The sequence below is a fragment of the Aeribacillus sp. FSL W8-0870 genome (assembly GCF_037963755.1).
In the GTDB taxonomy this organism is placed as follows: Bacteria; Bacillota; Bacilli; order Bacillales; family Aeribacillaceae; genus Aeribacillus; species Aeribacillus composti.
The window spans coordinates 2,824,833-2,845,396 of sequence record NZ_CP150165.1 but is presented as its reverse complement, the minus strand read 5'-3'; the positions used below and the strand labels follow the sequence as shown (position 1 = coordinate 2,845,396).

Sequence of the window (20,564 nt, the reverse complement as noted above, 5' to 3'; positions counted from 1 at the left end):
CTGGATTTTTTACATTTAGTTTAAAAAAGTTTTCCCGCAGTTTGTTGCGGGATTATTTTTTTATCCATGCTGAAATAGTTTTTGTCCACCATAATACAAAATTTGCATATTGATTCGCAAACGGGAGAATGATTAAAGAAGTTATCAGGTTAAAAATCAGACTAAAGTGAGCGATTTGGAAATCTGGTTCATTTGTTAACAATTTTAAATTATTTGCGAAAAAAGGAATAAGCGGAACGAACAGGATCACTCCAAACACATTCAGCCAAAGATGGGCAAAAGCAGTATATTTCGCTTCTTGTTTAGAGCCGATCGAGGCCAATAAAGCTGTAATGCAGGTGCCGATATTTGCGCCGAGAACAAAAGCTAATCCTGTTTCTAATGGCAGCAGCTGTTCGTTCATAAAGCTCATGACAATTCCGATTAATGCAGTTGATGATTGAATAATTCCGGTGAAGACCGCGCTTATTCCGACAGAAAAAAGCAAATGGTCACTCGATTTGGCAAGTAGATCAGACATAACCTGCAGGTCAGACAAAAGAAAAGCAGCTTTTTCAAACCCGTTCAAAGCTAAAAAAATACACGATATGCCGAAGCATGAACAGCCTAATGAAAATAAAATTCTGTTTTTAAAAAGCATGAGAAGAAGAGAAATTGCAAACATCATCCCTAAATAGTCATCTATTTCAACGGCTAGAAATTCGGTCGTAAAGGTCGTCCCGACATTGGAACCTAAAATAATTCCAATTGCATCTTTAAACTTTAACAAACCAGCGGAAACAAAACTAACTGTAATCACCATCACTAGAGAACTGCTATGAACAAGAGCTGTTGCAATCATGCCGGTTAGAAAGGATTTGATTGGGGCATTCGTGCAGTTGTACAGCCATTTCTCCAGCTGCCTATGGGACATTTGCTGAAATCCGTATTTCATCATTGCCATTCCGCAAAAAAATAAAAGGAAACAAGAAAAAAATAATAACAGCAATTGCATTCCCATGAAAACCACCTCATCAACAGTCTATGGACAAGGTGTCACAATAAGACCTTATGAACGAGTAATTTTTTTCAATCGAACTAGTTATATTTTTTCAGACAGCTGTTTAGCGGCTTTCAAACGATCTTGAATCATTTCCTTATATACATGATGAATTTGGAAATTCTTCCATACAAAAGCTGATATAAAACAGTCTTGTAAACCTGTCCGGTAAAAAAAAGTCATAAGGAATAGGAAAGATGTTTTGAACATTGACCAAATAAATCGATTATATTATACTAACTTAGTAAATGTTCTTTTTGATAAGGAACATGAACTGGCTTTGTTCGGAGGGAGGGAAAAAGGATGTCTAAAACGATCGTACGTAAAAACGAATCGCTTGAGGATGCTCTTCGCCGCTTCAGACGCCAAGTATCAAAAACTGGTACTTTGCAGGAATATAGAAAGCGCGAATTTTATGAGAAGCCTAGCGTAAGACGCAAGAAAAAATCTGAAGCTGCAAGAAAGCGTAAATATTAAAAGAGGGTGTATATTAATTATGGGTCTTCTTGAGCGTTTAAATCAAGATATGAAGCAAGCGATGAAAAATAAAGAGAAAGATCGCCTTTCAGTCATTCGCATGGTAAAAGCATCCTTGCAAAATGAAGCGATTAAACTCGGAAAAAGTGAGTTGACTGAAGAAGAGGAATTAACGGTACTTTCTCGAGAATTAAAGCAACGTAAAGACTCCCTCCAAGAATTTGAAAATGCAGGTCGTTCAGATTTAGTTGAAAAAGTGAAAGCTGAAATTGCAGTAATAACTGAATATATGCCTGAGCAATTATCTGAAGAGGAATTAATACAAATTATTAAAACAACAATTTCGGAAGTGAACGCAACGTCCAAATCCGATATGGGGAAAGTAATGGGAGCCGTTATGCCAAAAGTAAAAGGAAAAGCAGATGGCTCGCTTGTTAATAAATTGGTTCAGGATTTGCTTTCATAATTCGAGTAAAAAGCTTGCCGCTTTCTATGTGCGGCAAGCTTTTAAGTTTTTGCAGCGGATTCATCCTATGGACTGCGGCAGTCGATTAATGAATGTAGCTGCCTTGCAATTCATCAATAGTGGTTCAGTTGTTGATAGCAAGCTTGTCGGCGAAAGAATATAGCTGCTATGCAAATGTCCGCAAAAAATTGAGCAGAGGGCAACAATGAAGGAAAACATTCGGAAAGATCGCTGATCTCAATGAAGATTATCGGGAAAATACGGCGGCAATAAAGGAAAACCTATCGAAAAGAGCACACGTCTATCTAGCTGTGAGAACAGGGAAAAACGACAGCACTATTTGCTCTGAAAGGGAAAGGATTTATTTCGGAGTTAACCCAAATATTTTCATTGAAACCTCAACGGGATCAACATGACGGAGCGTATAAGCGGCGCCTGAGCTGTTCATACGCTCTTTTTTGATGAAGGGAAAACCGTTCTATCCATATAGTTTGAGCAGTTTTTCTTTTGACATCATTAAATATTTCGGCGGCCGCTTCAAGCTATCGAAACGATATTGAATGATGAAATACATAGGGGTAAATGTCAAAAGCTTATACCATTTATAAAATGGATTTTGAATGGAAAACGTTTCAAAGCCCAGCCGTTCAGAGCCTTTATTTAAAATAGTTATTCCAATAATCCCTTTCACATTGTGAAATTGTGAATGATTCCGCAAGTATTGAACGATATTTGGCAGCCCTTTTTCTGTTTTAGAGTAAATGTATCTTCCTTTTTGAATTTCGCTCTTAAAATGATTCAGTTCCTTCATTAAATAGACGTTATGAAGATGTATTTTTAACAGAAGATCATTTTTTTTAATTTTTGTACCGTCTGAAAGAATTATTTCCCTTCCTTTATATTTTGTCAATCGAACCCGGAAAATGTCACGATTATTCTCCTTGTCCCTCACATACTCAAGCCGCGAACAAAGGTAATAAATGGGATCCAATAGGCACCAAAACTTAAAAAAACAATATCTCAACCTTCCCATTTGCAACACCTTTCACTTTTTTTCTTACAGTTTATTTTTTAGCATACGAATTGTTTTTATTTATAAAAAATTTTTTTCGAATAGCCATGAGAAATTAAGAAAAAACTTTTAAAGAACTCCATCAATAACAATGGTGAGCGATATGAAAAAAATTTTATATCTTCCTTTTTTGACCATACCTTCAGGCCATCATCAAACAGCTGATGCCCTAATGGAAGGGTTGTTACGGCTTGATCCTGACATTCATTGCGAAAAAATGGACCTTTTGTCATCGAAATTTGGAAAAATAGAAAGGCTGATATCTTCCTTTTATTTGCAATGGATTGGCCGTTTTCCTAAATCATACAGCCATATGTACCACAGGTCAGTGCTTGCGGAACAAAAGAGCGGCAAAAGGTTTTTCCATTATGAGGCACTTTTTCTCCGCCATTTAAAAAAGATCATTGATGAATTGAATCCGAAAATGATTGTTTGTACCCATGCTCTTCCTTCCTACTTGCTTGCCAGGCTGAAAGCCTCTTCTCAAATCAACATCCCTGTTATCAATGTATACACAGATTTTTTTATTCATCATCTTTGGGGAAAAAGAGAAATTGACTATCATTTTGTCGGTCACTCATATATGAAAGATTATTTGCTCGAAAAAGGTATAAAAAAAGAACAGATTTTTGTTACAGGGATTCCTATTCACCCAAATTTTACAAAAAGGAAAGATGAACATGTACATAGCATGCGTTTTTATCGAGGATTAATTTCGGGAGGAAGTTCAGGCGTCGGTTCAATAGAGAAGATAACGGAAAAAATCAGCCGCGATGATGATATCCATTATATGGTGTTATGCGGAAAAAACAGAAAGCTTTATGATCGATTAATAAAACAAAACCATCCACGAATTACTCCTTTACCTTACATCTCTTCAAGAGAACAAATGAACGATCTGTACAATCGCGTCGATTTTATCATGACAAAGCCCGGTGGTGTGACAATCAGCGAATGTTTATACAAAAAAATTCCTATATTTGTATACCACACTCTTCCAGGACAGGAAGAAATAAATTTGGAGAAATTAACAAAATTCGGGATGGTGTTTGATTTTCGAAATTGGCAAGAGGAAACAAATATTTCGGACTCCATTATTCGAGCGCTGCAATCTAAGCAGCTATCAAAATTTTTATCGAAAGTGGATGAATATCATAAAAGTTTAGCTCCGATTGAACCAGCGGGATTGATCAAACGTTTAATGAATGAATAGCTCCTGGAAGCCATTAAAGCTTCTAGGAGCATTAGTTTGAAAATTATTTATCGATAAAGGGATGACCCGCCCTCTATAAATTCTTTTGCTTTTTGCCTCAAACCTTCCTGAACGAAATCAGAATCACTTGAACCGGCCATTTTTCTTAAATTGTGGGAAATTTTCATCGAGCAAAATTTTGGACCGCACATAGAACAAAAATGGGCAATTTTCGCTCCTTCTGCCGGCAAAGTTTCGTCATGATATTCGCGTGCCCGTTCAGGATCGAGAGAAAGATTAAATTGGTCGTTCCAGCGAAATTCAAAACGGGCTTTTGATAAAGCATCATCCCTTATTTGGGCGCCTGGATGCCCTTTTGCCAAATCTGCGGCATGGGCTGCAATTTTATAAGCAACAACACCTTGGCGCACATCCTCTTTATTGGGAAGGCCTAAATGCTCTTTCGGAGTTACATAACATAGCATGGCCGTTCCGTACCAGCCGATCATGGCTGCTCCAATGGCTGACGTAATATGATCATAGCCGGGAGCAATATCGGTCGTTAATGGACCGAGGGTATAAAAAGGAGCCCCTTTGCAAATTTCATTTTCTAAATCAACATTTTCTTTAATTTTATGCATCGGAATGTGCCCAGGGCCTTCGATCATGACTTGGACATCATGTTTCCAGGCTATTTCCGTCAATTCACCGAGCGTTTTCAATTCGGCAAATTGCGCTTCATCATTGGCATCTCGAATAGATCCGGGACGCAAGCCGTCACCTAATGAAACGGCAATATCATATGTTTTTAAAATTTCGCAAATCTCTTCAAAATGAGTGTATAAAAAGTTTTCTTGATGATGCGCCATACACCACTGCGCCATGATCGAACCGCCGCGGGATACGATTCCGGTCGTCCGTTTGACGGTCAAAGGGATATAGCGAAGCAGCACGCCGGCATGTATAGTAAAATAATCGACCCCTTGTTCTGCTTGCTCAATTAATGTATCACGGTAAATTTCCCATGTTAACTCTTCAGCAACGCCATTTACTTTTTCGAGCGCTTGGTAAATCGGGACGGTTCCAACCGGCACGGGCGAGTTGCGGATGATAAATTCTCTTGTTGCATGAATATTTTTTCCTGTTGACAGGTCCATAATTGTGTCAGCGCCCCAGCGGATGGCCCAAAGCATCTTCTCAACTTCTTCTTCGATTGACGATGTTACAGCTGAATTGCCAATGTTGGCATTAATTTTTACATGAAAGTTCCGGCCGATGATCATCGGTTCACTTTCCGGGTGATTAATGTTGGACGGAATAATGGCCCTGCCGGCAGCGACTTCTTGACGAACGAATTCAGGATTTATGTTTTCACGAATCGCCACAAACTCCATCTCTGGGGTGATGATCCCCTTTTTTGCATAGTGCATTTGTGTAACGACAGCACCTTTTTTTGCTTTGAAAGGCTTTCGATGAAAAGGTGTGGCAATATTGTGATCTTCCCAATTGCGAAATCCATTATCTTCAGGCTTTACCTGGCGCCCGTCATATTCTACAACATCATGACGGTCTAAAATCCACTGTTTGCGTACAGCCGGCAAACCTTTATGAATATCTGCCTGAAAATCAGGATCTGTATAGGGACCGCTCGTGTCATAAACCTTTACAGGTTCATTTTCAAACGTTCCCGCTTCCGTTTTCGTGGGAGTTAATTGAATTTCCCTCATCGGAACCCGAATATCGGGTCTTGACCCAGTCACATAAATTTTTTTGCTTGCTGGAAACTGCATGTTTTCGAAATAATGTTTCATTTTTCTCCTCCTCCATTTTTTTATCTGAAGATGTGCATAGAAAAATAGGAGGGGAGATGGGATGTGAAAAATAAAAACGGGTTCGCTTTAGCACGAACCCGATCAATTCAATATAGAAAAAGAAGGCAATACAAATACTCCCGCTACCTACTTCCCTACGCTGGCATCATCCAGATCAGGTTCAAAGGGTTGAAGAACTTCAGGCGCGTTCTTCTCTCAGTCCAGCTAATTGGACACCCCTAGTAGATGGTTATATATTTTTTTTAATAGTAACATAATATGAAAAATAATGAAAATATTTTTTCGTTTCATGATGTTTGTAGAATTGTTGATTTTTGAAACTTTCTGCGCAATTGTCCGTAATAATATTAGGCAAAAAATAAGGGGGGAGAGGCCTGAAATCAAACAATAAGTTTTTCGCTATTTGCGCTCTGCTGCTCATCTTGTCGATTATTTGTGCGTCTTTTGATGCCAAATCAGCTGAAGGGAAAACCGTTTATTTTATTCCGATTGAAAATACAATTGAAAAAGGATTGGTGCATTTTATTAAACGATCCATTCAGGAGGCGGAAAAAGAGAAGGCGGATGTCATTGTTTTTGAATTGAACACTCCTGGCGGTGCTTTAGAGGCAGCGATAGAAATAGGCAAAATGATTATGGATACAGATATCAAAACAATCGCTTATGTAAATAAACATGCGATTTCTGCAGGGGCTTATATAGCATTAAGGGCTGATCAAATATATTACCATCCTGGCGGTACCATTGGGTCAGCGGCTGTCATTGACTCCAATGGCAATGCTGCAGAAGTAAAAGTGCAATCGTTTTGGAAAGCAGAGATGAGAAATGCTGTTGAGGTTCATGGCAGAGACCCTATGTTCGCTGAGGCGATGGTAGACAGCAGCTTGGATATGCCCGAATATGGTGCAGAAAAAGGAGAATTACTAACATTAACAGCAAAACAAGCGATGGAAGTCGGGTATGGTGAAGGCATCGCCAAAAGCCGGGCAGAGCTTTTGAAATCGATCGGAATGGAAGGTGCAAAAGTCCAGGAGACTGAGGAGACGTTTGCTGAAAAAATAGCCCGTTTTGTAACAAACATGTATACCATTCCGATATTATTAACGATTAGCGGTTTAGGGTTTGTGTTAGAATTGTACACTCCTGGGTTTGGCATTCCTGGTTTTATTGGACTATTGGCACTGTTTTTGTTTTTCTTCGGTCATTTTATTGCAGGGCTTGCGGGATTGGAAACGGTTGTTTTGTTCGTGCTTGGGGTTCTGCTTATAATTGCAGAGTTGTTTGTTCCAGGAGGAATTATTGGAGCAATCGGTTTTCTTTCAGTCCTTTTAAGTTTATTTTTAGCAGCTGATCATATAGGACATATGGCGGTTTCTCTTTTTATTGCCGGTTCCATTTCGATATTCACAATATTCATCATGTCAAAGGTGATTGGTAAGCGTATGAAATGGTTTAAAAAAATTATTTTAAATGATTCAATCAGCACGGAGAAAGGTTATGTATCCAATCAAAATCGTACAGATTTAATTGGGAAAACGGGTGTAACTGTGACTGCTTTACGACCGGCAGGAACAGTAATGACCGATGGAGAGGAAAGATTGGATGTTGTGACAGAAGGAACGTATATTGAGAAAGGAAAAAAAGTGAAAATTGTTAAAGTAGAAGGCTCACGAATTGTTGTAAGAGCTATTAATGAAAATGAATAGGAGGTAGGTATATCACATGGACGTAACATTTTTTCTTTTACTAGGTCTTATCGTATTAGGTCTTATTTTGCTTGGCATCTTGTTCTCTTTTGTGCCGATTATGCTCTGGATTTCAGCTCTGGCAGCTGGCGTTCGCATCAGTATTTTGACTCTTATTGGAATGAGGCTGCGCAGAGTCATTCCAAGTCGAGTGATCAATCCGTTAATTAAAGCGCATAAAGCAGGCCTTGATGTCACAACGAATCAATTGGAAAGCCATTATTTGGCAGGAGGGAATGTTGATCGAGTTGTCAACGCATTAATTGCAGCTGAAAGAGCTAATATTGAATTGAGCTTTGAACGTTGTGCTGCGATTGATTTAGCGGGAAGAGACGTGCTTGAGGCCGTTCAAATGAGCGTAAATCCGAAAGTAATCGAAACCCCGTTTATTGCAGGGGTTGCCATGGACGGAATTGAAGTGAAAGCAAAAGCCCGCATCACGGTGCGAGCCAATATTGACCGGCTTGTTGGTGGTGCCGGGGAAGAAACGATTATCGCACGTGTAGGTGAAGGAATTGTCAGCACCATTGGTTCTTCTGATGATCATAAAAAAGTGCTGGAAAACCCTGATATGATTTCGCAAACAGTTTTAAACAAAGGACTCGATTCAGGAACAGCCTTTGAAATTTTATCCATCGACATCGCGGACGTTGATATCGGCAAAAACATCGGTGCGATCCTGCAGACAGATCAAGCGGAAGCGGACAAAAACATCGCGCAAGCTAAAGCGGAGGAACGCAGGGCGATGGCGGTGGCAAGAGAGCAGGAAATGCGCGCTAAAGTTGAAGAAATGCGGGCAAAAGTTGTTGAGGCGGAAGCGCAAGTTCCGCTTGCAATGGCGGAAGCTTTAAAATCAGGAAATATTGGAGTTATGGATTATATGAACATCAAAAACATTACCGCTGATACAAATATGCGTGATTCTATCGGAAAAATGACAAAAAACTCTGCTGGTGATGAAGAAGAATGATCTTTCTGCCCATCAAAGGAGGTGTCATATGGAAATATTTGAAAATCCACTGTTCATTGTTATTTTAATCGGGATTATTTCTTCTTTGTTTGGCAGAAATAAAAAAGATCAAGAGCAGCAGAAAAAAAGGAAACAAGTTGCAAAACAAACGAAACAAAGGATAAAAAATGTTTCGACAAGCCCTCCAAATGAATGGAATCAAATTCAAAATGTACACACAGGCCTATCCAGCCAACTAAAAAAAGCTGAAAAAGACAAATCGAATATGAAATCTTTTCATAATAAAAATAAAAAACAGAAACCATCAGCTTTACACATGCATTCAGCTGCAAAAGGAGTCATTTGGAGCGTCATTTTAGATGAACCCCGATCCAAAAAGCCCCATCGGTCGAATTTCATAAAATAAATGAATTAATGGTGTTAATCCCCTTTTGTCTCTCATAAATATGAGGATGAAGGGGGTTCTTTTATGGGCAAAAAATGGCATCAGCGAATAAAAAGCATATTGACAGAAGGATTGCAAATACCAGCTGACGTCATGATGGATCTTCCCCGTGTTACGATGATCGGTACATTGCATATATATATAGAAAATCATAAAGGACTGCTTTCTTTTACAGATAAAGAGATTCGAGTTCTGCTGCAGCAAGGCCAGATGCTCATTAAAGGAAGCGATTTTGTGATGAAAGCGATATTGCCAGAAGAGCTCCTTGTAGAAGGGAAAATTGAACAAGTATTATATATTGATCAGTAGGGGGATCGGGATGCGGAACAATTGGTTGTTATATTTTACAGGCTTCGTTCAGGTAATAGCGGAAGGAACCGGCTCAGAAAGAATGTTGAACGATTGCACGCGGCTTGGCATTGTCACAATAAATGTAAAGCGGCTGGAAAACGGTGCAATTTCTTTTTTTATACGCCTTAAAGATGTACAGGCTTTACGAAAAGTAGTTCGTAAACATGAATGTAAGTGCACCTTTCACCAAAGGATAGGATTTCCATTTTTATTAAAAAAATCATGGAGAAATTTTGGTTTTGTTATTGGAATTGTTCTGTTCATTGCCATTACATTTCTTTTATCCAACATGATTTGGCATATTGAAATAAAAGGGGCTAGTCCGAAAACAGAGCATTTAATACAAAAAGAATTGGACAAAATAGGAATTAAAAGAGGGACGTTTCAGTTTTTGACATCGAGCAATCAAACAGTTCAAAATCGTTTGATGAGCCAAATAGATGATATAACATGGATCGGTGTCAAATTAAAAGGAACGACATATTCTCTGGAAGTAGCCGAAAAGAAAAAAGAGCAAAAAAGCAAAGTGGAGGGGCCGAGGCATTTAGTGGCCGCGAAGGAAGCTGTTATAGCAAAAATGTATGTTGAAAAAGGACAACCTTTAGTAGACGTTCATGATTTTGTTAGAAAAGGACAAATATTAGTTTCCGGTGTAGTTGGAGAAGGTGATAAAATACGAAAAGTGGCAGCAGACGGAGAAATATTAGGCGAAACTTGGTATATTTCAACAGTGGAGGTGCCGCTTCAAACAACTTTCCAGTTATTTTCAGGAAAGTCAGTCACGAAGCATTTTCTCTCCTTTCGTTCTTTTTCCCTTCCTATTTGGGGGATGTTTCGCAATGATGAATCGGAATATCCGCAATATGCGGTGGAGCGAGACGAGCGTCCATTAAAATTTTTAAAATGGGATCTTCCAGTTAACTATAAGAAAGAAACGATTCGTGAGACGGAAACCTTTCACAGAAAATATTCTGTGGATGAAGCGAAACGGCAAGCGATTGCTGCCGGGAAAAATGACTTATTTCGAAAACTTGGAAAAGATGTGAAAATTGTTGGCGAAAAAGTTTTGCACGAAGACGTCGAGAATGGTAAAGTAAGATTGAAAATACACTTCCAAGTTATTGAAAACATTGTAAAAATAAAACGGGTTCAGGGAGATTAGAGAATGACAGAAGATTTAGTCACAATCAGCCAGAGTTTAGAAAATCCGAATGAAGCCATTAATTTATTTGGGATTCATGATGTTCATTTAAAAAGAATTGAAGAAGAGTTAAACGTATCGATCATTTCGCGCGGTGAAGCGGTATATGTTTCAGGAGATAAAGAAAAAGCTGAACTGGTTGAAGACATCTTGAAATCCCTTCTTTCGGTTATTCGAAAAGGAATTTCGATTAACGAACAAGACGTGCTTTATGCAACAAAAATGGCGAAAAGTGGGAAGATCGATGAATTTGAATCCCTTTACGATGAAGAAGTTGCGAAAAATGCAAAAGGAAAAACCATTCGTGTAAAAACACTAGGTCAACGAAAGTATTTTCAAGCAATTAAAACGCATGATTTAGTATTTGGAATCGGTCCAGCAGGAACAGGAAAAACGTTTCTCGCTGTTGTCATGGCCGTCCATTGCTTGAAAAATGGGCTTGTAAATAAAATCATATTAACGCGGCCGGCCGTTGAAGCTGGTGAAAATTTAGGTTTTTTGCCCGGCGATTTAAAAGAAAAGGTAGATCCTTATTTAAGACCTTTATATGATGCTCTACACGATATTTTAGGCGTGGACCATACAGAGCGCTTATTAGAAAGAGGAGTTATTGAAATTGCTCCATTGGCGTATATGCGCGGAAGAACACTTGAGGATGCGTTCGTTATTTTAGATGAAGCGCAAAATACAACAACTCAGCAAATGAAAATGTTTCTAACCCGTTTAGGCTTTGGATCCAAAATGGTCATTACAGGCGACCTGACACAAGTGGATTTGCCCAAAGGAGTAAAATCAGGACTGCTTGAAGCGAATGAAAAATTATCAGGCATTCGAGGCATTTCATTCGTATATTTAAAGGAAACTGATGTCGTGCGGCACCCGCTCGTTTCAAAAATTATTGAGGCTTATGAAAAAGATGATCAGTAAGACCCGCTCATCATGACCGGGTCATTTTTGCATAGAATTGATCGGAGGTGCTGTGACAAATGAAAAGAAAAATGGATCGCAAAGACAGGAAACAGCCGATATTCCATTTTTTGAAAAAAATGAAATCCCTTCATTTTTTCTTATATCCCGTTATTGGAGTAATTTTGTTTACCGTTTTATACAGCAATGTAGAACCGGACACGTTTGATGCCAAATTATTTTCAGTATCCGACCAAACGATTTACGCACCTGTTACCGTTGTCGATAAGGAAATGACGGAAAAGAGAAGAGAAGAAGCTGCTGAAAGCGTGGAAGATCAATATGTGCTAAAAAAAGAATATGCGGACAACAGTGTGGATTTGGTCGAATCTTTATTTGATGCCATCATGGAGGCTTCATCTAATGCCGAAATGAGCAGCAAAGAGAAGCTTGACAGGCTTAAAAGCAGTTTAGGAGATATGTATGATAAATATCCTGAAAGCGTATATACATCGTTGTTAAGTGCAAATGAAGGACAGCTTACGCTGGCGAAAGATGCGGTTGTTACGGCTGTCAATGAAACGATGAGCGAGCCGATTCCGGCTGAAAAATTAGAAGAAGCGAGAAACAAAGTGAAAGAACGGCTTCAAAACGTGAATTTGCCGGATAAGATACGCTCAGCAGCTGAAGAGATTGGACGCAGCGCAATTATTTCCAATTATGTATTTGACCCAAAATCAACAGATGAAAAGCGGGAAGAAGCAAAAGAAAAAGTGCAGGAGGTTCAAATTAAGCAAGGTCAAATTATAGTCGAAGAGGGCCAATTAATTGACAGGGAAGTATATAGAAAGCTGGAATTGTTGGGCCTTTTAGATAATAAGTACACATTTCAGCCGATCATTGGTCTTTTCATTTTAGTCTTATTAGTGATGATCTATCTTGCATATTTTTTTGAAAAAGAAAAGAACTCGTTCTTTACGAGTAAAAACCAGTCATTGCTTCTCTTTACCATCATCCTAGCGATAACGTTAACGGTCATGAAGATTATCAGCTTATTTCAAAAAATGGACTATTCTCATATCGGCTTTATTGTCCCGGTGCTGATGGGAGTTATGTTGACAAAGCTTTTGATTAATGACCGCCTTGCGTTCGTGACAAGCATTATATATGCTTTTTGCGGAAGCTTGATTTTTAATGATGGAGTCACTGGCACATTTAATTTTACAATTGGTCTTTACTACTTATGCGGGTGCATCGCAGCCATTCTGTTTCTAGGGGAACATAACGTCCGTTCGAAAATTTTACAAGCTGGTCTTTTCGTTTCGGCTGTTAATATTGTTGTGATCACTGCTATTTTATTCATTCAAAATGGAATTTATTCGAATCTAGAGATCGGTTCTTATTTTCTTATGGCGATTGTATCAGGTGTTATCTCTTCCGTCTTGACAATCGGTTTAATGCCTTTTTTTGAATCAGGTTTTGGCATTTTATCGACGATGAAGCTGATTGAACTGTCGAATCCGAATCATCCTTTATTAAGGAAAATATTAACGGAGGCGCCTGGTACTTATCATCACAGTGTAATGGTGGCCAATCTAGCCGAGGCTGCTTGCGAAGCGATCGGTGCGAATGGGTTGTTGGCAAGAGTTGGAAGCTACTATCACGATATCGGCAAGACGAAACGGCCGCGCTATTTTATTGAAAACCAAATGAACATGGAAAATCCGCATGATAAATTGTCCCCTCAGCTAAGCAAAAACATTATTATTGCTCATGCTGAAGAGGGAGCAGAAATGTTAAGGAAGCATAAAATGCCGAAAGAATTTATCGATATTGCTCTGCAGCATCATGGAACATCGCTTTTAAAATTTTTCTACCATAAAGCCCAAGAAAATAGTGATCAGCCTATTTTGGAAAGTGAGTTTAGATATCCGGGTCCGAAGCCGCAAACGCGGGAGATTGCCGTTATTTGTATCGCTGACAGTGTAGAAGCAGCTGTTCGTTCAATGAAAAATCCGATGCCCGAAAAAATTGAAAAGCTTGTTCGTTCCATCATAAAAGATAAACTTCAAGACGGGCAATTCGACGAATGTGATATAACGTTTAAAGAGCTTGAAACGGTGGCAAAAATATTGTGTGAAACATTGAAGGGGATTTTTCATTCAAGAATTGAATATCCGGAATTTCATGAAAAGAAGGTGAAGAAAACATGACATTATCCATTGACATTTTCGATCAGACGGAAACACTCTCTTCTGAGGAAATAGAAACGATCGAAAATTTGCTGCAATTTGCTGCTTTAGAAGAACGTGTTCCCAAAGATTCGGAAGTATCTATAACCTTTGTTACTAATAAAGACATTCAAGAGATCAATCGGGATTACCGGGGAAAAGATCAGCCGACAGATGTGATTTCATTTGCGCTTGAAGAAACAGGAGAAGATGAAGTGGAGATCCAAGGTGCTGATCTCCCCCCTCATTTAGGGGATATCATTATCTCAATAGAAAAAGCGAAAGAGCAAGCAGAAGAATACGGCCACTCATTTATGAGAGAGCTCGGATTTTTATCTGTTCACGGCTTTTTGCATTTATTAGGTTATGATCATATGACAAAAGAAGAAGAAGAAAAAATGTTTTCAAGGCAAAAGGAAATTTTGGAGAAATTTGGATTGAAAAGAACAGGATAAACATGAAGATTTTGTTGAAAAGCTTTTATTTTGCCGTACAAGGAATAGCTGCAGCCTTCCAATCCGAGCGGAACTTTAGAATTCATGTCACAGCTGCGATCATCGTGATCGCAGCCGGATTATTTTTCAACATTAGCTTAATTGAATGGATTGTCATTCTCCTATTAATTGGCGGAATGTTAGCTTTAGAGCTGGTCAATACTGCCATTGAACGAATCGCTGATGCTGTGTCGAAAGAATTTCATCCTCTGCTTAAAACTGCAAAAGATGCAGCTGCAGGAGCAGTATTGGTTTATGCAGCCGTTTCGGTTGTTATCGGATTCATCATTTTTTCCCCAAAAATAATTGAAGTTTTTTCGTGAAAAATGTAGAATTTTCTGAAAAAATAAACGTGAAATTAAATGAAAAATGATGTAAAATAATGAGTATAAGCTGCAACGTAAACGAAAGGAAGGAAGCTATGGACTCCCATCAACTGATTGAAGAAGCAAAAAGAGCAAGAGAATTTGCTTATGCACCTTACTCTCGATTTAAAGTAGGTGCAGCACTTCTGACAAAGGATGGAAAAGTATACAAAGGATGCAATATTGAAAACGCAGCTTATTCCATGTGCAATTGTGCCGAGCGCACTGCTATATATAAAGCGGTTTCAGAAGGTGAAAATGAATTCGCAGCTATTGCCATAGTTGCGGATACAAAGCGCCCTGTATCGCCGTGCGGCGCTTGCAGGCAAGTCATAGCAGAGCTCTGTCCTAAAAATATGAAGGTGATTTTGGCGAATCTTAACGGAGACTATAACGAGCTAACAGTTGAACAACTATTACCAGAAGCATTTTCATCGGAGGATTTACATGAATAAGGCAGAATTTAAATCAGGATTTGTATCAATCATCGGCCGCCCGAATGTCGGCAAATCGACTTTTATTAACCGTGTAATCGGTCAAAAAATTGCGATTATGAGCGATAAACCTCAAACAACGAGAAACAAAATACAAGGGGTTTATACGACGGAAAACTCACAAATTATTTTTATCGACACTCCCGGTATTCATAAACCAAAGCATAAATTGGGCGATTTTATGATGAAAGTCGCTCAAAATACGCTCAAAGAAGTGGATCTAATTCTGTTTATGATTAATGCTGAAGAAGGATTAGGCCGCGGTGATGAATATATCATGGAACGATTGAAGGAAACCGATACTCCTGTATTTTTAGTTGTCAATAAAATCGATCGGGTTCATCCTGATGATTTATTGCCGCTTATTGACCAATACAGGGAAAAGTTCGAGTTTCAGGAAATTGTTCCAATTTCTGCTCTGCAAGGAAACAACATTGAAACGTTGCTAGGGCAAATTGAAGCGTATTTGCCGGAAGGTCCGCAATATTATCCTAGTGATCAGGTGACAGATCACCCGGAACGTTTTATCATTTCTGAACTAGTTCGCGAAAAAGTATTGCATTTGACAAGAGAAGAGATCCCACATTCTGTTGCAGTTGTTGTTGATTCAATTGAAAAAAGAGAAAACCATGCAGTATATATAGCTGCAACAATTGTTGTGGAACGCAACTCTCAAAAAGGTATTATCATTGGGAAGCAAGGAAGAATGTTGAAAGAAATTGGGAAAAGGGCAAGGGTTGACATTGAAAACTTGCTCGGGTCAAAAGTCTTTTTAGAGCTGTGGGTCAAAGTGCAAAAAGATTGGAGAAATCGCCTGTCGCAATTGCGAGATTTTGGATTTAGGGAAGACGAATATTAATTGACTTAAAGGAAGTTAGAAATATTTTCAAAACATGAAAATGATTCAAAAAGGCTATGATAACAATGAATTGGATATAGCTTAGGAACAACGACAGAAAGGTGGGGACAATATGTTAGATTTTACCTGGAAAGTATTCACGTTTACAGGTAATATTGACACATATCTCCTTTTTAAAGAGCTTGAAAAGGAGCGGACGAAAGATTGTCAAATGAAGGAAGAAGAGCGGACTGAGGTTGATCTCCCTGTTTAGTAGTGCTGTATCCAATAGGATGGTGGAGAAATGCTTGTAAAGACGGAAGGAATTGTCATTCGTACAACGGAATATGGTGAGACCAATAAAGTTGTTACAATATATACAAGGGAGTTGGGGAAAGTTGGTGTAATGGCACGGGGCGCAAATAAACCGAACAGCCGCCTCGCAGCTGTTACCCAACTTTTTACGTATGGAAATTTTTTGTATCATCAATCTTCTGGATTGGGTAATTTAAGCCAAGGAGAAATCATTTCCGCTTTTAGAGAGATTAAGGAAAATATTTTTTTGACTGCATATGCTTCATATATTGTAGAGCTCCTTGATAAAGGAACAGATGAAAAAGACAGAAACCCTTTTTTGTTTGAGCTCTTATTTCAAACACTTCATCTGCTGAATGAAGAAAAGGATGCGGAAATTTTGACCAATATATTTGAAATAAAGATGCTCAACGTTCTCGGTTTATATCCCGAATTAAACAAATGTGCAGTAAGCGGCGAAACAAACGGACCGTTTCATTTTTCATTAAAAGAAAACGGATTGATTTGCAGCCGCTGTTTTGAAAAAGATCCTTACAGGCTCAATATTTCTCAGAAGACAGTGAAGCTGTTGCGGCTGTTTTATTCTATTGACTTAAACCGCATTGGTCAAATATCCGTCTCCGCTGAGACAAAAAAAGAACTGAGATTTGTTCTTGATCAATATTATCAGGAATATGCAGGTTTATCGCTGAAATCGAAAAAATTTTTAAATCAGCTTGACAGTTTAAAAGAAATGTTGTAAACCATATACATGGATGTGAAACCTTTCAAATGAAGGATTTATCCCCCCTCATGCTGTTAGAAAAAGCGATTTAATGTCATGTAATGAGCGGAAATGTACGTGTCAAATTGAATAATAAAATGCGATGAAGGAAAAGAGTACCTGCAATCTTCATAGAAAGCGACCTTAGGATGGTGCGAGCTAAGGTATGAGGATGCAGGGAACGGCGTTCCAGAGCAATAACGGTTTACGAGAGGCTGAAACATTTTTCAGCAAATAGGGTGGAACCACGGGTCATCCCGTCCCTATGCAACTTTGTTGCATTAGGGACGGTTTTTATTTTGTTCGAACATAACTTAATTGTGGAGGTGCATGATGAATGAACATTCAAGAAATGATTTTGACGCTGCAAAAGCATTGGGCCGATCATGGATGTATTTTGATGCAGGCATATGATGTAGAAAAAGGTGCCGGAACCATGAGCCCATACACATTTCTTCGCTCCATCGGGCCAGAACCGTGGAATGTTGCTTACGTGGAGCCGTCAAGAAGACCTGCTGACGGAAGGTATGGGGAAAATCCGAACCGCCTTTATCAACACCATCAATTCCAAGTCATTATGAAGCCGTCTCCGAAAAACATACAAGAAATTTATTTAGATTCATTAAAGGCTCTTGGAATTGATCCGCTTGAACATGACATCCGCTTTGTGGAAGATAACTGGGAAAATCCTTCTCTCGGCTGCGCAGGGCTTGGCTGGGAAGTTTGGCTTGACGGAATGGAAATTACTCAATTCACGTATTTTCAGCAGGTCGGAGGACTGGAATGCAAACCGATTTCTGTTGAAATTACTTATGGAATAGAGCGTTTGGCGTCTTATATTCAAGAAAAAGAAAATGTATTTGACCTTGAATGGACAAACGGATTTACATACCGGGACATTTTTTATCAGCCTGAATATGAGCATTCCAAGTATACGTTCGAAACATCCGATACAAACATGCTATTTGAACTGTTTAATACGTATGAAAAAGAAGCGCACAGACAGATGGAATTAGGTCTCGTTCATCCAGCGTACGACTACGTTTTAAAATGCTCGCACACATTTAATTTGCTTGACGCAAAAGGAGCTATTTCTGTTACAGAACGAACCGGATATATTGGCAGAGTGAGAAAGCTGGCAAGAAAAGTTGCCAAAACGTTTTATGAAGAACGGGAAAAACTCGGTTTTCCAATGCTGAAAAACAAGGGGGCCGAAAATCATGAATAAACGGGATTTACTTATCGAAATCGGGCTTGAAGAAATGCCTGCCGGCGTCATCCTGTCTTCGATTGATCAGCTGGCTGACAAAGTAGGAGCTTGGCTGGATGAACATCGCATTTCTTACGCCAAAATAAAAAAATATTCAACTCCTAGACGTCTTGCCGTCCTTGTAGAGGATGTAAATGAAAAACAGGAAGATTTGCTTGGCGAAGCAAAAGGACCGGCAAAAAAGATTGCGGTTGATGAGAATGGAAATTGGACAAAAGCAGCGTTAGGCTTTGCACGGAGCCAAGGAGCTTCCACAAACGACATATCCTTTAAAGAAGTAAACGGTGTTGAGTACGCTTTTGTTCAAACATTTCAAAAAGGGAAAGAAACGAAAGAACTGCTCCCAGGGTTAGAAGAGATTATTCAAACCATCCATTTTCCGAAAAATATGCGTTGGGGAAATTGGAATCTTCGCTATATCCGTCCGATCCAATGGTTAGTTGTCTTATTTGGACAAGACATCATTCCGTTTTCCATTACCGATGTTCCGACAGGAAATGTTACGTATGGCCATCGCTTTTTAGGAACGAAAGCGGAAATTTCCACTCCACGCGATTATGAAAATACTTTGTTGAACCAGTTTGTTGTCGCCGATTATGAAAAACGAAAACAAATGATCATTCAACAGCTGGAGGAACTGGAAAGAAAGGAAAACTGGATCATCCCTGTTGATGAAGATTTGCTCGAGGAAGTTACAAACTTGGTGGAATATCCGACCGCCCTGTACGGTTCATTCGAAGACCAGTTTTTAACATTACCTGAAGAAGTGTTAGTGACGACGATGAAGGAGCATCAGCGATATTTTCCTGTCAAAAATAAAGATGGAAAGCTGCTTCCGTTTTTTGTTACCGTAAAAAACGGGAATGATCAAAACATTGAAACGATTGCCAAGGGGAATGAAAAGGTCCTTCGGGCAAGACTTTCCGATGCAAATTTCTTTTACGAAGAAGACAAAAAGCTTGCCATCGATACCGCACTGGAGAAGCTTGAAAAAATTGTTTTTCATGAAGAACTGGGCTCCATCGGTGACAAGGTTCGCCGAATTGTAAAATTATCAGAAAAGCTTAGCGAAAAGCTTGAATGCTCCAATGAGGAGAAAGCTTATATTAAACGGACTGCTTCCATTTGCAAATTTGACATTGTTACGCAAATGGTTTATGAATTTCCTGAGCTTCAAGGAATTATGGGAGAAAAATACGCTCTTTTAAAGGGTGAACAGGAAGAGGTTGCAAAAGGAATAAATGAGCATTATATGCCGCGGCATGCTTCCGACAAGACGCCTGAAACGTTGAGCGGAGCCATTGTAGGGCTTGCGGACAAGCTGGATACAATTGCAGGATTTTTTTCGATCGGTTTGATTCCAACTGGCTCACAAGATCCGTATGCATTAAGAAGACAAGCAAGCGGCATTGTTCAAATTCTTCGAGCCAAACAATGGCGGCTTGAATTGGAGGAATTGTTCGACCTTGCTATAAATGTATATGGTTTAGAAAATAAAGACAATTTGAGAAAAGAATTGCTGTCGTTCTTCCAAATGAGAGTCAAATTTGCGCTTCATGAAGAAAATGTCCGCCATGATATAATTGAATCGGTATTACAATCCAATTACCATGAAGTTAATGCATATTTTGAGCGGGCTGCCGTTCTGTCAGAAGAAAGCCAAAAGGGTGACTTTAAAGAAGTAATTGAATCGCTGTCTCGTGTTGTCAACATCTCGTCTAAGGGCCAAGAGGGCAATATTAAAGAAGAGCTGTTCGAGAAGGAAGAAGAAAAAACATTGTATCAAGCGTATTTACGGCTTGAAGAAAATTTTGTAAAATTGCAAAAAGAGGGTAATTTTAAAGAAGCATTTTTGGAAATGAAAGCTTTAAAGCCGGTGATTGATCGTTATTTTGATAATATTATGGTAATGGCAGAGGATGAATCGGTTAAACAAAACAGGCTGTCCCAAATGGTACAATTAACAAAGATAATCACATCTTTTGCCAAAGTGAATGAAATTATCGTAAAATAAATGCAAATAGACGATTATCCCGAGGATAATCGTCTTTCCTTTCGCCGTAATGAGCAATAGAAAACCTTTTCAAAATATTGAAAT

The 20,564-nt window shown here is 39.0% G+C and carries 21 protein-coding genes, 1 riboswitch and 1 other annotated feature; of the genes, 18 read left to right on the top strand and 3 right to left on the bottom strand.

Features of this window, described 5'->3' with window-relative positions; genetic code table 11:
- Positions 1-52: 52 nt before the first annotated feature.
- On the bottom strand, positions 53-1,000 hold the full coding sequence (locus NSU02_RS13850) for a Na/Pi symporter (RefSeq protein ID WP_144596759.1): 948 nt from the start codon (positions 998-1,000) through the stop codon (positions 53-55).
- Between the two features lie 342 nt (positions 1,001-1,342).
- Between NSU02_RS13850 and rpsU the strand changes: the two genes are divergently transcribed.
- Positions 1,343-1,516, top strand: a complete 174-nt coding sequence (rpsU, locus tag NSU02_RS13845; protein ID WP_063388032.1) for a 30S ribosomal protein S21 — start codon at positions 1,343-1,345, stop codon at positions 1,514-1,516.
- Between the two features lie 19 nt (positions 1,517-1,535).
- Positions 1,536-1,982 carry a GatB/YqeY domain-containing protein gene (locus tag NSU02_RS13840; RefSeq protein WP_063388172.1) on the top strand — a complete coding sequence of 149 codons (447 nt, stop codon included), beginning with the start codon at positions 1,536-1,538 and terminating at the stop codon, positions 1,980-1,982.
- A gap of 478 nt (positions 1,983-2,460) precedes the next feature.
- Here NSU02_RS13840 and NSU02_RS13835 read toward each other — a convergent pair whose 3' ends face one another.
- The gene (locus NSU02_RS13835; RefSeq protein WP_339193111.1) at positions 2,461-3,015 is read right to left on the bottom strand and encodes a hypothetical protein; all 555 of its coding nucleotides are present in this window, start codon (positions 3,013-3,015) and stop codon (positions 2,461-2,463) included.
- A 142-nt stretch (positions 3,016-3,157) separates the two neighbouring features.
- Here NSU02_RS13835 and NSU02_RS13830 point away from each other — a divergent pair, with 142 nt between their 5' ends.
- Positions 3,158-4,267, top strand: coding sequence for a galactosyldiacylglycerol synthase (locus NSU02_RS13830; RefSeq protein WP_339193109.1), 1,110 nt, complete (start codon positions 3,158-3,160; stop codon positions 4,265-4,267).
- 47 nt (positions 4,268-4,314) lie between these two features.
- Here NSU02_RS13830 and thiC read toward each other — a convergent pair whose 3' ends face one another.
- The gene (thiC, locus tag NSU02_RS13825) at positions 4,315-6,057 is read right to left on the bottom strand and encodes a phosphomethylpyrimidine synthase ThiC (protein WP_339193106.1); all 1,743 of its coding nucleotides are present in this window, start codon (positions 6,055-6,057) and stop codon (positions 4,315-4,317) included.
- A 135-nt stretch (positions 6,058-6,192) separates the two neighbouring features.
- Positions 6,193-6,308, bottom strand: a riboswitch (TPP riboswitch).
- Between the two features lie 192 nt (positions 6,309-6,500).
- Between thiC and NSU02_RS13820 the strand changes: the two genes are divergently transcribed.
- From NSU02_RS13820 to glyS, 15 genes are all read left to right on the top strand, one after another.
- Complete coding sequence (locus tag NSU02_RS13820; RefSeq protein ID WP_339193104.1) at positions 6,501-7,784, top strand: NfeD family protein; 1,284 nt, start codon at positions 6,501-6,503, stop codon at positions 7,782-7,784.
- A 16-nt stretch (positions 7,785-7,800) separates the two neighbouring features.
- Positions 7,801-8,793 (top strand): flotillin-like protein FloA, encoded by a 993-nt coding sequence (floA, locus tag NSU02_RS13815; RefSeq protein WP_339193102.1) that lies wholly within the window; start codon positions 7,801-7,803, stop codon positions 8,791-8,793.
- A gap of 28 nt (positions 8,794-8,821) precedes the next feature.
- Positions 8,822-9,199 (top strand): hypothetical protein, encoded by a 378-nt coding sequence (locus tag NSU02_RS13810; protein ID WP_339193100.1) that lies wholly within the window; start codon positions 8,822-8,824, stop codon positions 9,197-9,199.
- Positions 9,200-9,262: 63 nt separating this feature from the next.
- Positions 9,263-9,547 carry a sporulation protein YqfC gene (yqfC, locus tag NSU02_RS13805; RefSeq protein WP_063388039.1) on the top strand — a complete coding sequence of 95 codons (285 nt, stop codon included), beginning with the start codon at positions 9,263-9,265 and terminating at the stop codon, positions 9,545-9,547.
- A gap of 10 nt (positions 9,548-9,557) precedes the next feature.
- Complete coding sequence (gene yqfD / locus NSU02_RS13800; protein WP_063388040.1) at positions 9,558-10,751, top strand: sporulation protein YqfD; 1,194 nt, start codon at positions 9,558-9,560, stop codon at positions 10,749-10,751.
- A 3-nt stretch (positions 10,752-10,754) separates the two neighbouring features.
- Positions 10,755-11,717, top strand: coding sequence for a PhoH family protein (locus NSU02_RS13795; RefSeq protein WP_063388041.1), 963 nt, complete (start codon positions 10,755-10,757; stop codon positions 11,715-11,717).
- 59 nt (positions 11,718-11,776) lie between these two features.
- Positions 11,777-13,909, top strand: coding sequence for an HD family phosphohydrolase (locus tag NSU02_RS13790; RefSeq protein ID WP_339193097.1), 2,133 nt, complete (start codon positions 11,777-11,779; stop codon positions 13,907-13,909).
- Positions 13,906-14,382 carry an rRNA maturation RNase YbeY gene (gene ybeY, locus NSU02_RS13785; RefSeq protein WP_063388043.1) on the top strand — a complete coding sequence of 159 codons (477 nt, stop codon included), beginning with the start codon at positions 13,906-13,908 and terminating at the stop codon, positions 14,380-14,382. Before NSU02_RS13790 ends, ybeY begins: the two co-directional genes overlap by 4 nt.
- Positions 14,383-14,384: 2 nt before the next feature.
- Entirely contained in the window at positions 14,385-14,744 is a 360-nt protein-coding gene (locus NSU02_RS13780; RefSeq protein ID WP_339193095.1) for a diacylglycerol kinase family protein, read from the top strand.
- A gap of 98 nt (positions 14,745-14,842) precedes the next feature.
- The gene (locus NSU02_RS13775) at positions 14,843-15,241 is read left to right on the top strand and encodes a cytidine deaminase (protein ID WP_339193093.1); all 399 of its coding nucleotides are present in this window, start codon (positions 14,843-14,845) and stop codon (positions 15,239-15,241) included.
- Positions 15,234-16,139, top strand: a complete 906-nt coding sequence (gene era, locus NSU02_RS13770; protein ID WP_339193091.1) for a GTPase Era — start codon at positions 15,234-15,236, stop codon at positions 16,137-16,139. Before NSU02_RS13775 ends, era begins: the two co-directional genes overlap by 8 nt.
- A gap of 112 nt (positions 16,140-16,251) precedes the next feature.
- Entirely contained in the window at positions 16,252-16,392 is a 141-nt protein-coding gene (locus NSU02_RS13765; RefSeq protein ID WP_065095532.1) for a YqzL family protein, read from the top strand.
- Positions 16,393-16,422: 30 nt separating this feature from the next.
- The gene (recO, locus tag NSU02_RS13760; RefSeq protein WP_094246234.1) at positions 16,423-17,175 is read left to right on the top strand and encodes a DNA repair protein RecO; all 753 of its coding nucleotides are present in this window, start codon (positions 16,423-16,425) and stop codon (positions 17,173-17,175) included.
- Positions 17,176-17,290: 115 nt separating this feature from the next.
- Positions 17,291-17,464, top strand: a binding site (T-box leader).
- A 69-nt stretch (positions 17,465-17,533) separates the two neighbouring features.
- On the top strand, positions 17,534-18,424 hold the full coding sequence (gene glyQ, locus NSU02_RS13755) for a glycine--tRNA ligase subunit alpha (RefSeq protein ID WP_063388048.1): 891 nt from the start codon (positions 17,534-17,536) through the stop codon (positions 18,422-18,424).
- The gene (gene glyS, locus NSU02_RS13750) at positions 18,417-20,480 is read left to right on the top strand and encodes a glycine--tRNA ligase subunit beta (RefSeq protein ID WP_144596771.1); all 2,064 of its coding nucleotides are present in this window, start codon (positions 18,417-18,419) and stop codon (positions 20,478-20,480) included. Before glyQ ends, glyS begins: the two co-directional genes overlap by 8 nt.
- Positions 20,481-20,564: the final 84 nt, after the last annotated feature.

Bases quoted from the DNA above. Each gene is read 5' to 3' on its own strand.
- NSU02_RS13850 (WP_144596759.1), bottom strand. From the start codon at position 1,000: ATGGGAATGCAATTGCTGTTATTATTTTTTTCTTGTTTCCTTTTATTT.
- rpsU (WP_063388032.1), top strand. From the start codon at position 1,343: ATGTCTAAAACGATCGTACGTAAAAACGAATCGCTTGAGGATGCTCTT.
- NSU02_RS13840 (WP_063388172.1), top strand. From the start codon at position 1,536: ATGGGTCTTCTTGAGCGTTTAAATCAAGATATGAAGCAAGCGATGAAA.
- NSU02_RS13835 (WP_339193111.1), bottom strand. From the start codon at position 3,015: ATGGGAAGGTTGAGATATTGTTTTTTTAAGTTTTGGTGCCTATTGGAT.
- NSU02_RS13830 (WP_339193109.1), top strand. From the start codon at position 3,158: ATGAAAAAAATTTTATATCTTCCTTTTTTGACCATACCTTCAGGCCAT.
- thiC (WP_339193106.1), bottom strand. From the start codon at position 6,057: ATGAAACATTATTTCGAAAACATGCAGTTTCCAGCAAGCAAAAAAATT.
- floA (WP_339193102.1), top strand. From the start codon at position 7,801: ATGGACGTAACATTTTTTCTTTTACTAGGTCTTATCGTATTAGGTCTT.
- NSU02_RS13810 (WP_339193100.1), top strand. From the start codon at position 8,822: ATGGAAATATTTGAAAATCCACTGTTCATTGTTATTTTAATCGGGATT.
- yqfC (WP_063388039.1), top strand. From the start codon at position 9,263: ATGGGCAAAAAATGGCATCAGCGAATAAAAAGCATATTGACAGAAGGA.
- yqfD (WP_063388040.1), top strand. From the start codon at position 9,558: ATGCGGAACAATTGGTTGTTATATTTTACAGGCTTCGTTCAGGTAATA.
- NSU02_RS13795 (WP_063388041.1), top strand. From the start codon at position 10,755: ATGACAGAAGATTTAGTCACAATCAGCCAGAGTTTAGAAAATCCGAAT.
- NSU02_RS13790 (WP_339193097.1), top strand. From the start codon at position 11,777: ATGAAAAGAAAAATGGATCGCAAAGACAGGAAACAGCCGATATTCCAT.
- ybeY (WP_063388043.1), top strand. From the start codon at position 13,906: ATGACATTATCCATTGACATTTTCGATCAGACGGAAACACTCTCTTCT.
- NSU02_RS13780 (WP_339193095.1), top strand. From the start codon at position 14,385: ATGAAGATTTTGTTGAAAAGCTTTTATTTTGCCGTACAAGGAATAGCT.
- NSU02_RS13775 (WP_339193093.1), top strand. From the start codon at position 14,843: ATGGACTCCCATCAACTGATTGAAGAAGCAAAAAGAGCAAGAGAATTT.
- era (WP_339193091.1), top strand. From the start codon at position 15,234: ATGAATAAGGCAGAATTTAAATCAGGATTTGTATCAATCATCGGCCGC.
- NSU02_RS13765 (WP_065095532.1), top strand. From the start codon at position 16,252: ATGTTAGATTTTACCTGGAAAGTATTCACGTTTACAGGTAATATTGAC.
- recO (WP_094246234.1), top strand. From the start codon at position 16,423: ATGCTTGTAAAGACGGAAGGAATTGTCATTCGTACAACGGAATATGGT.
- glyQ (WP_063388048.1), top strand. From the start codon at position 17,534: ATGAACATTCAAGAAATGATTTTGACGCTGCAAAAGCATTGGGCCGAT.
- glyS (WP_144596771.1), top strand. From the start codon at position 18,417: ATGAATAAACGGGATTTACTTATCGAAATCGGGCTTGAAGAAATGCCT.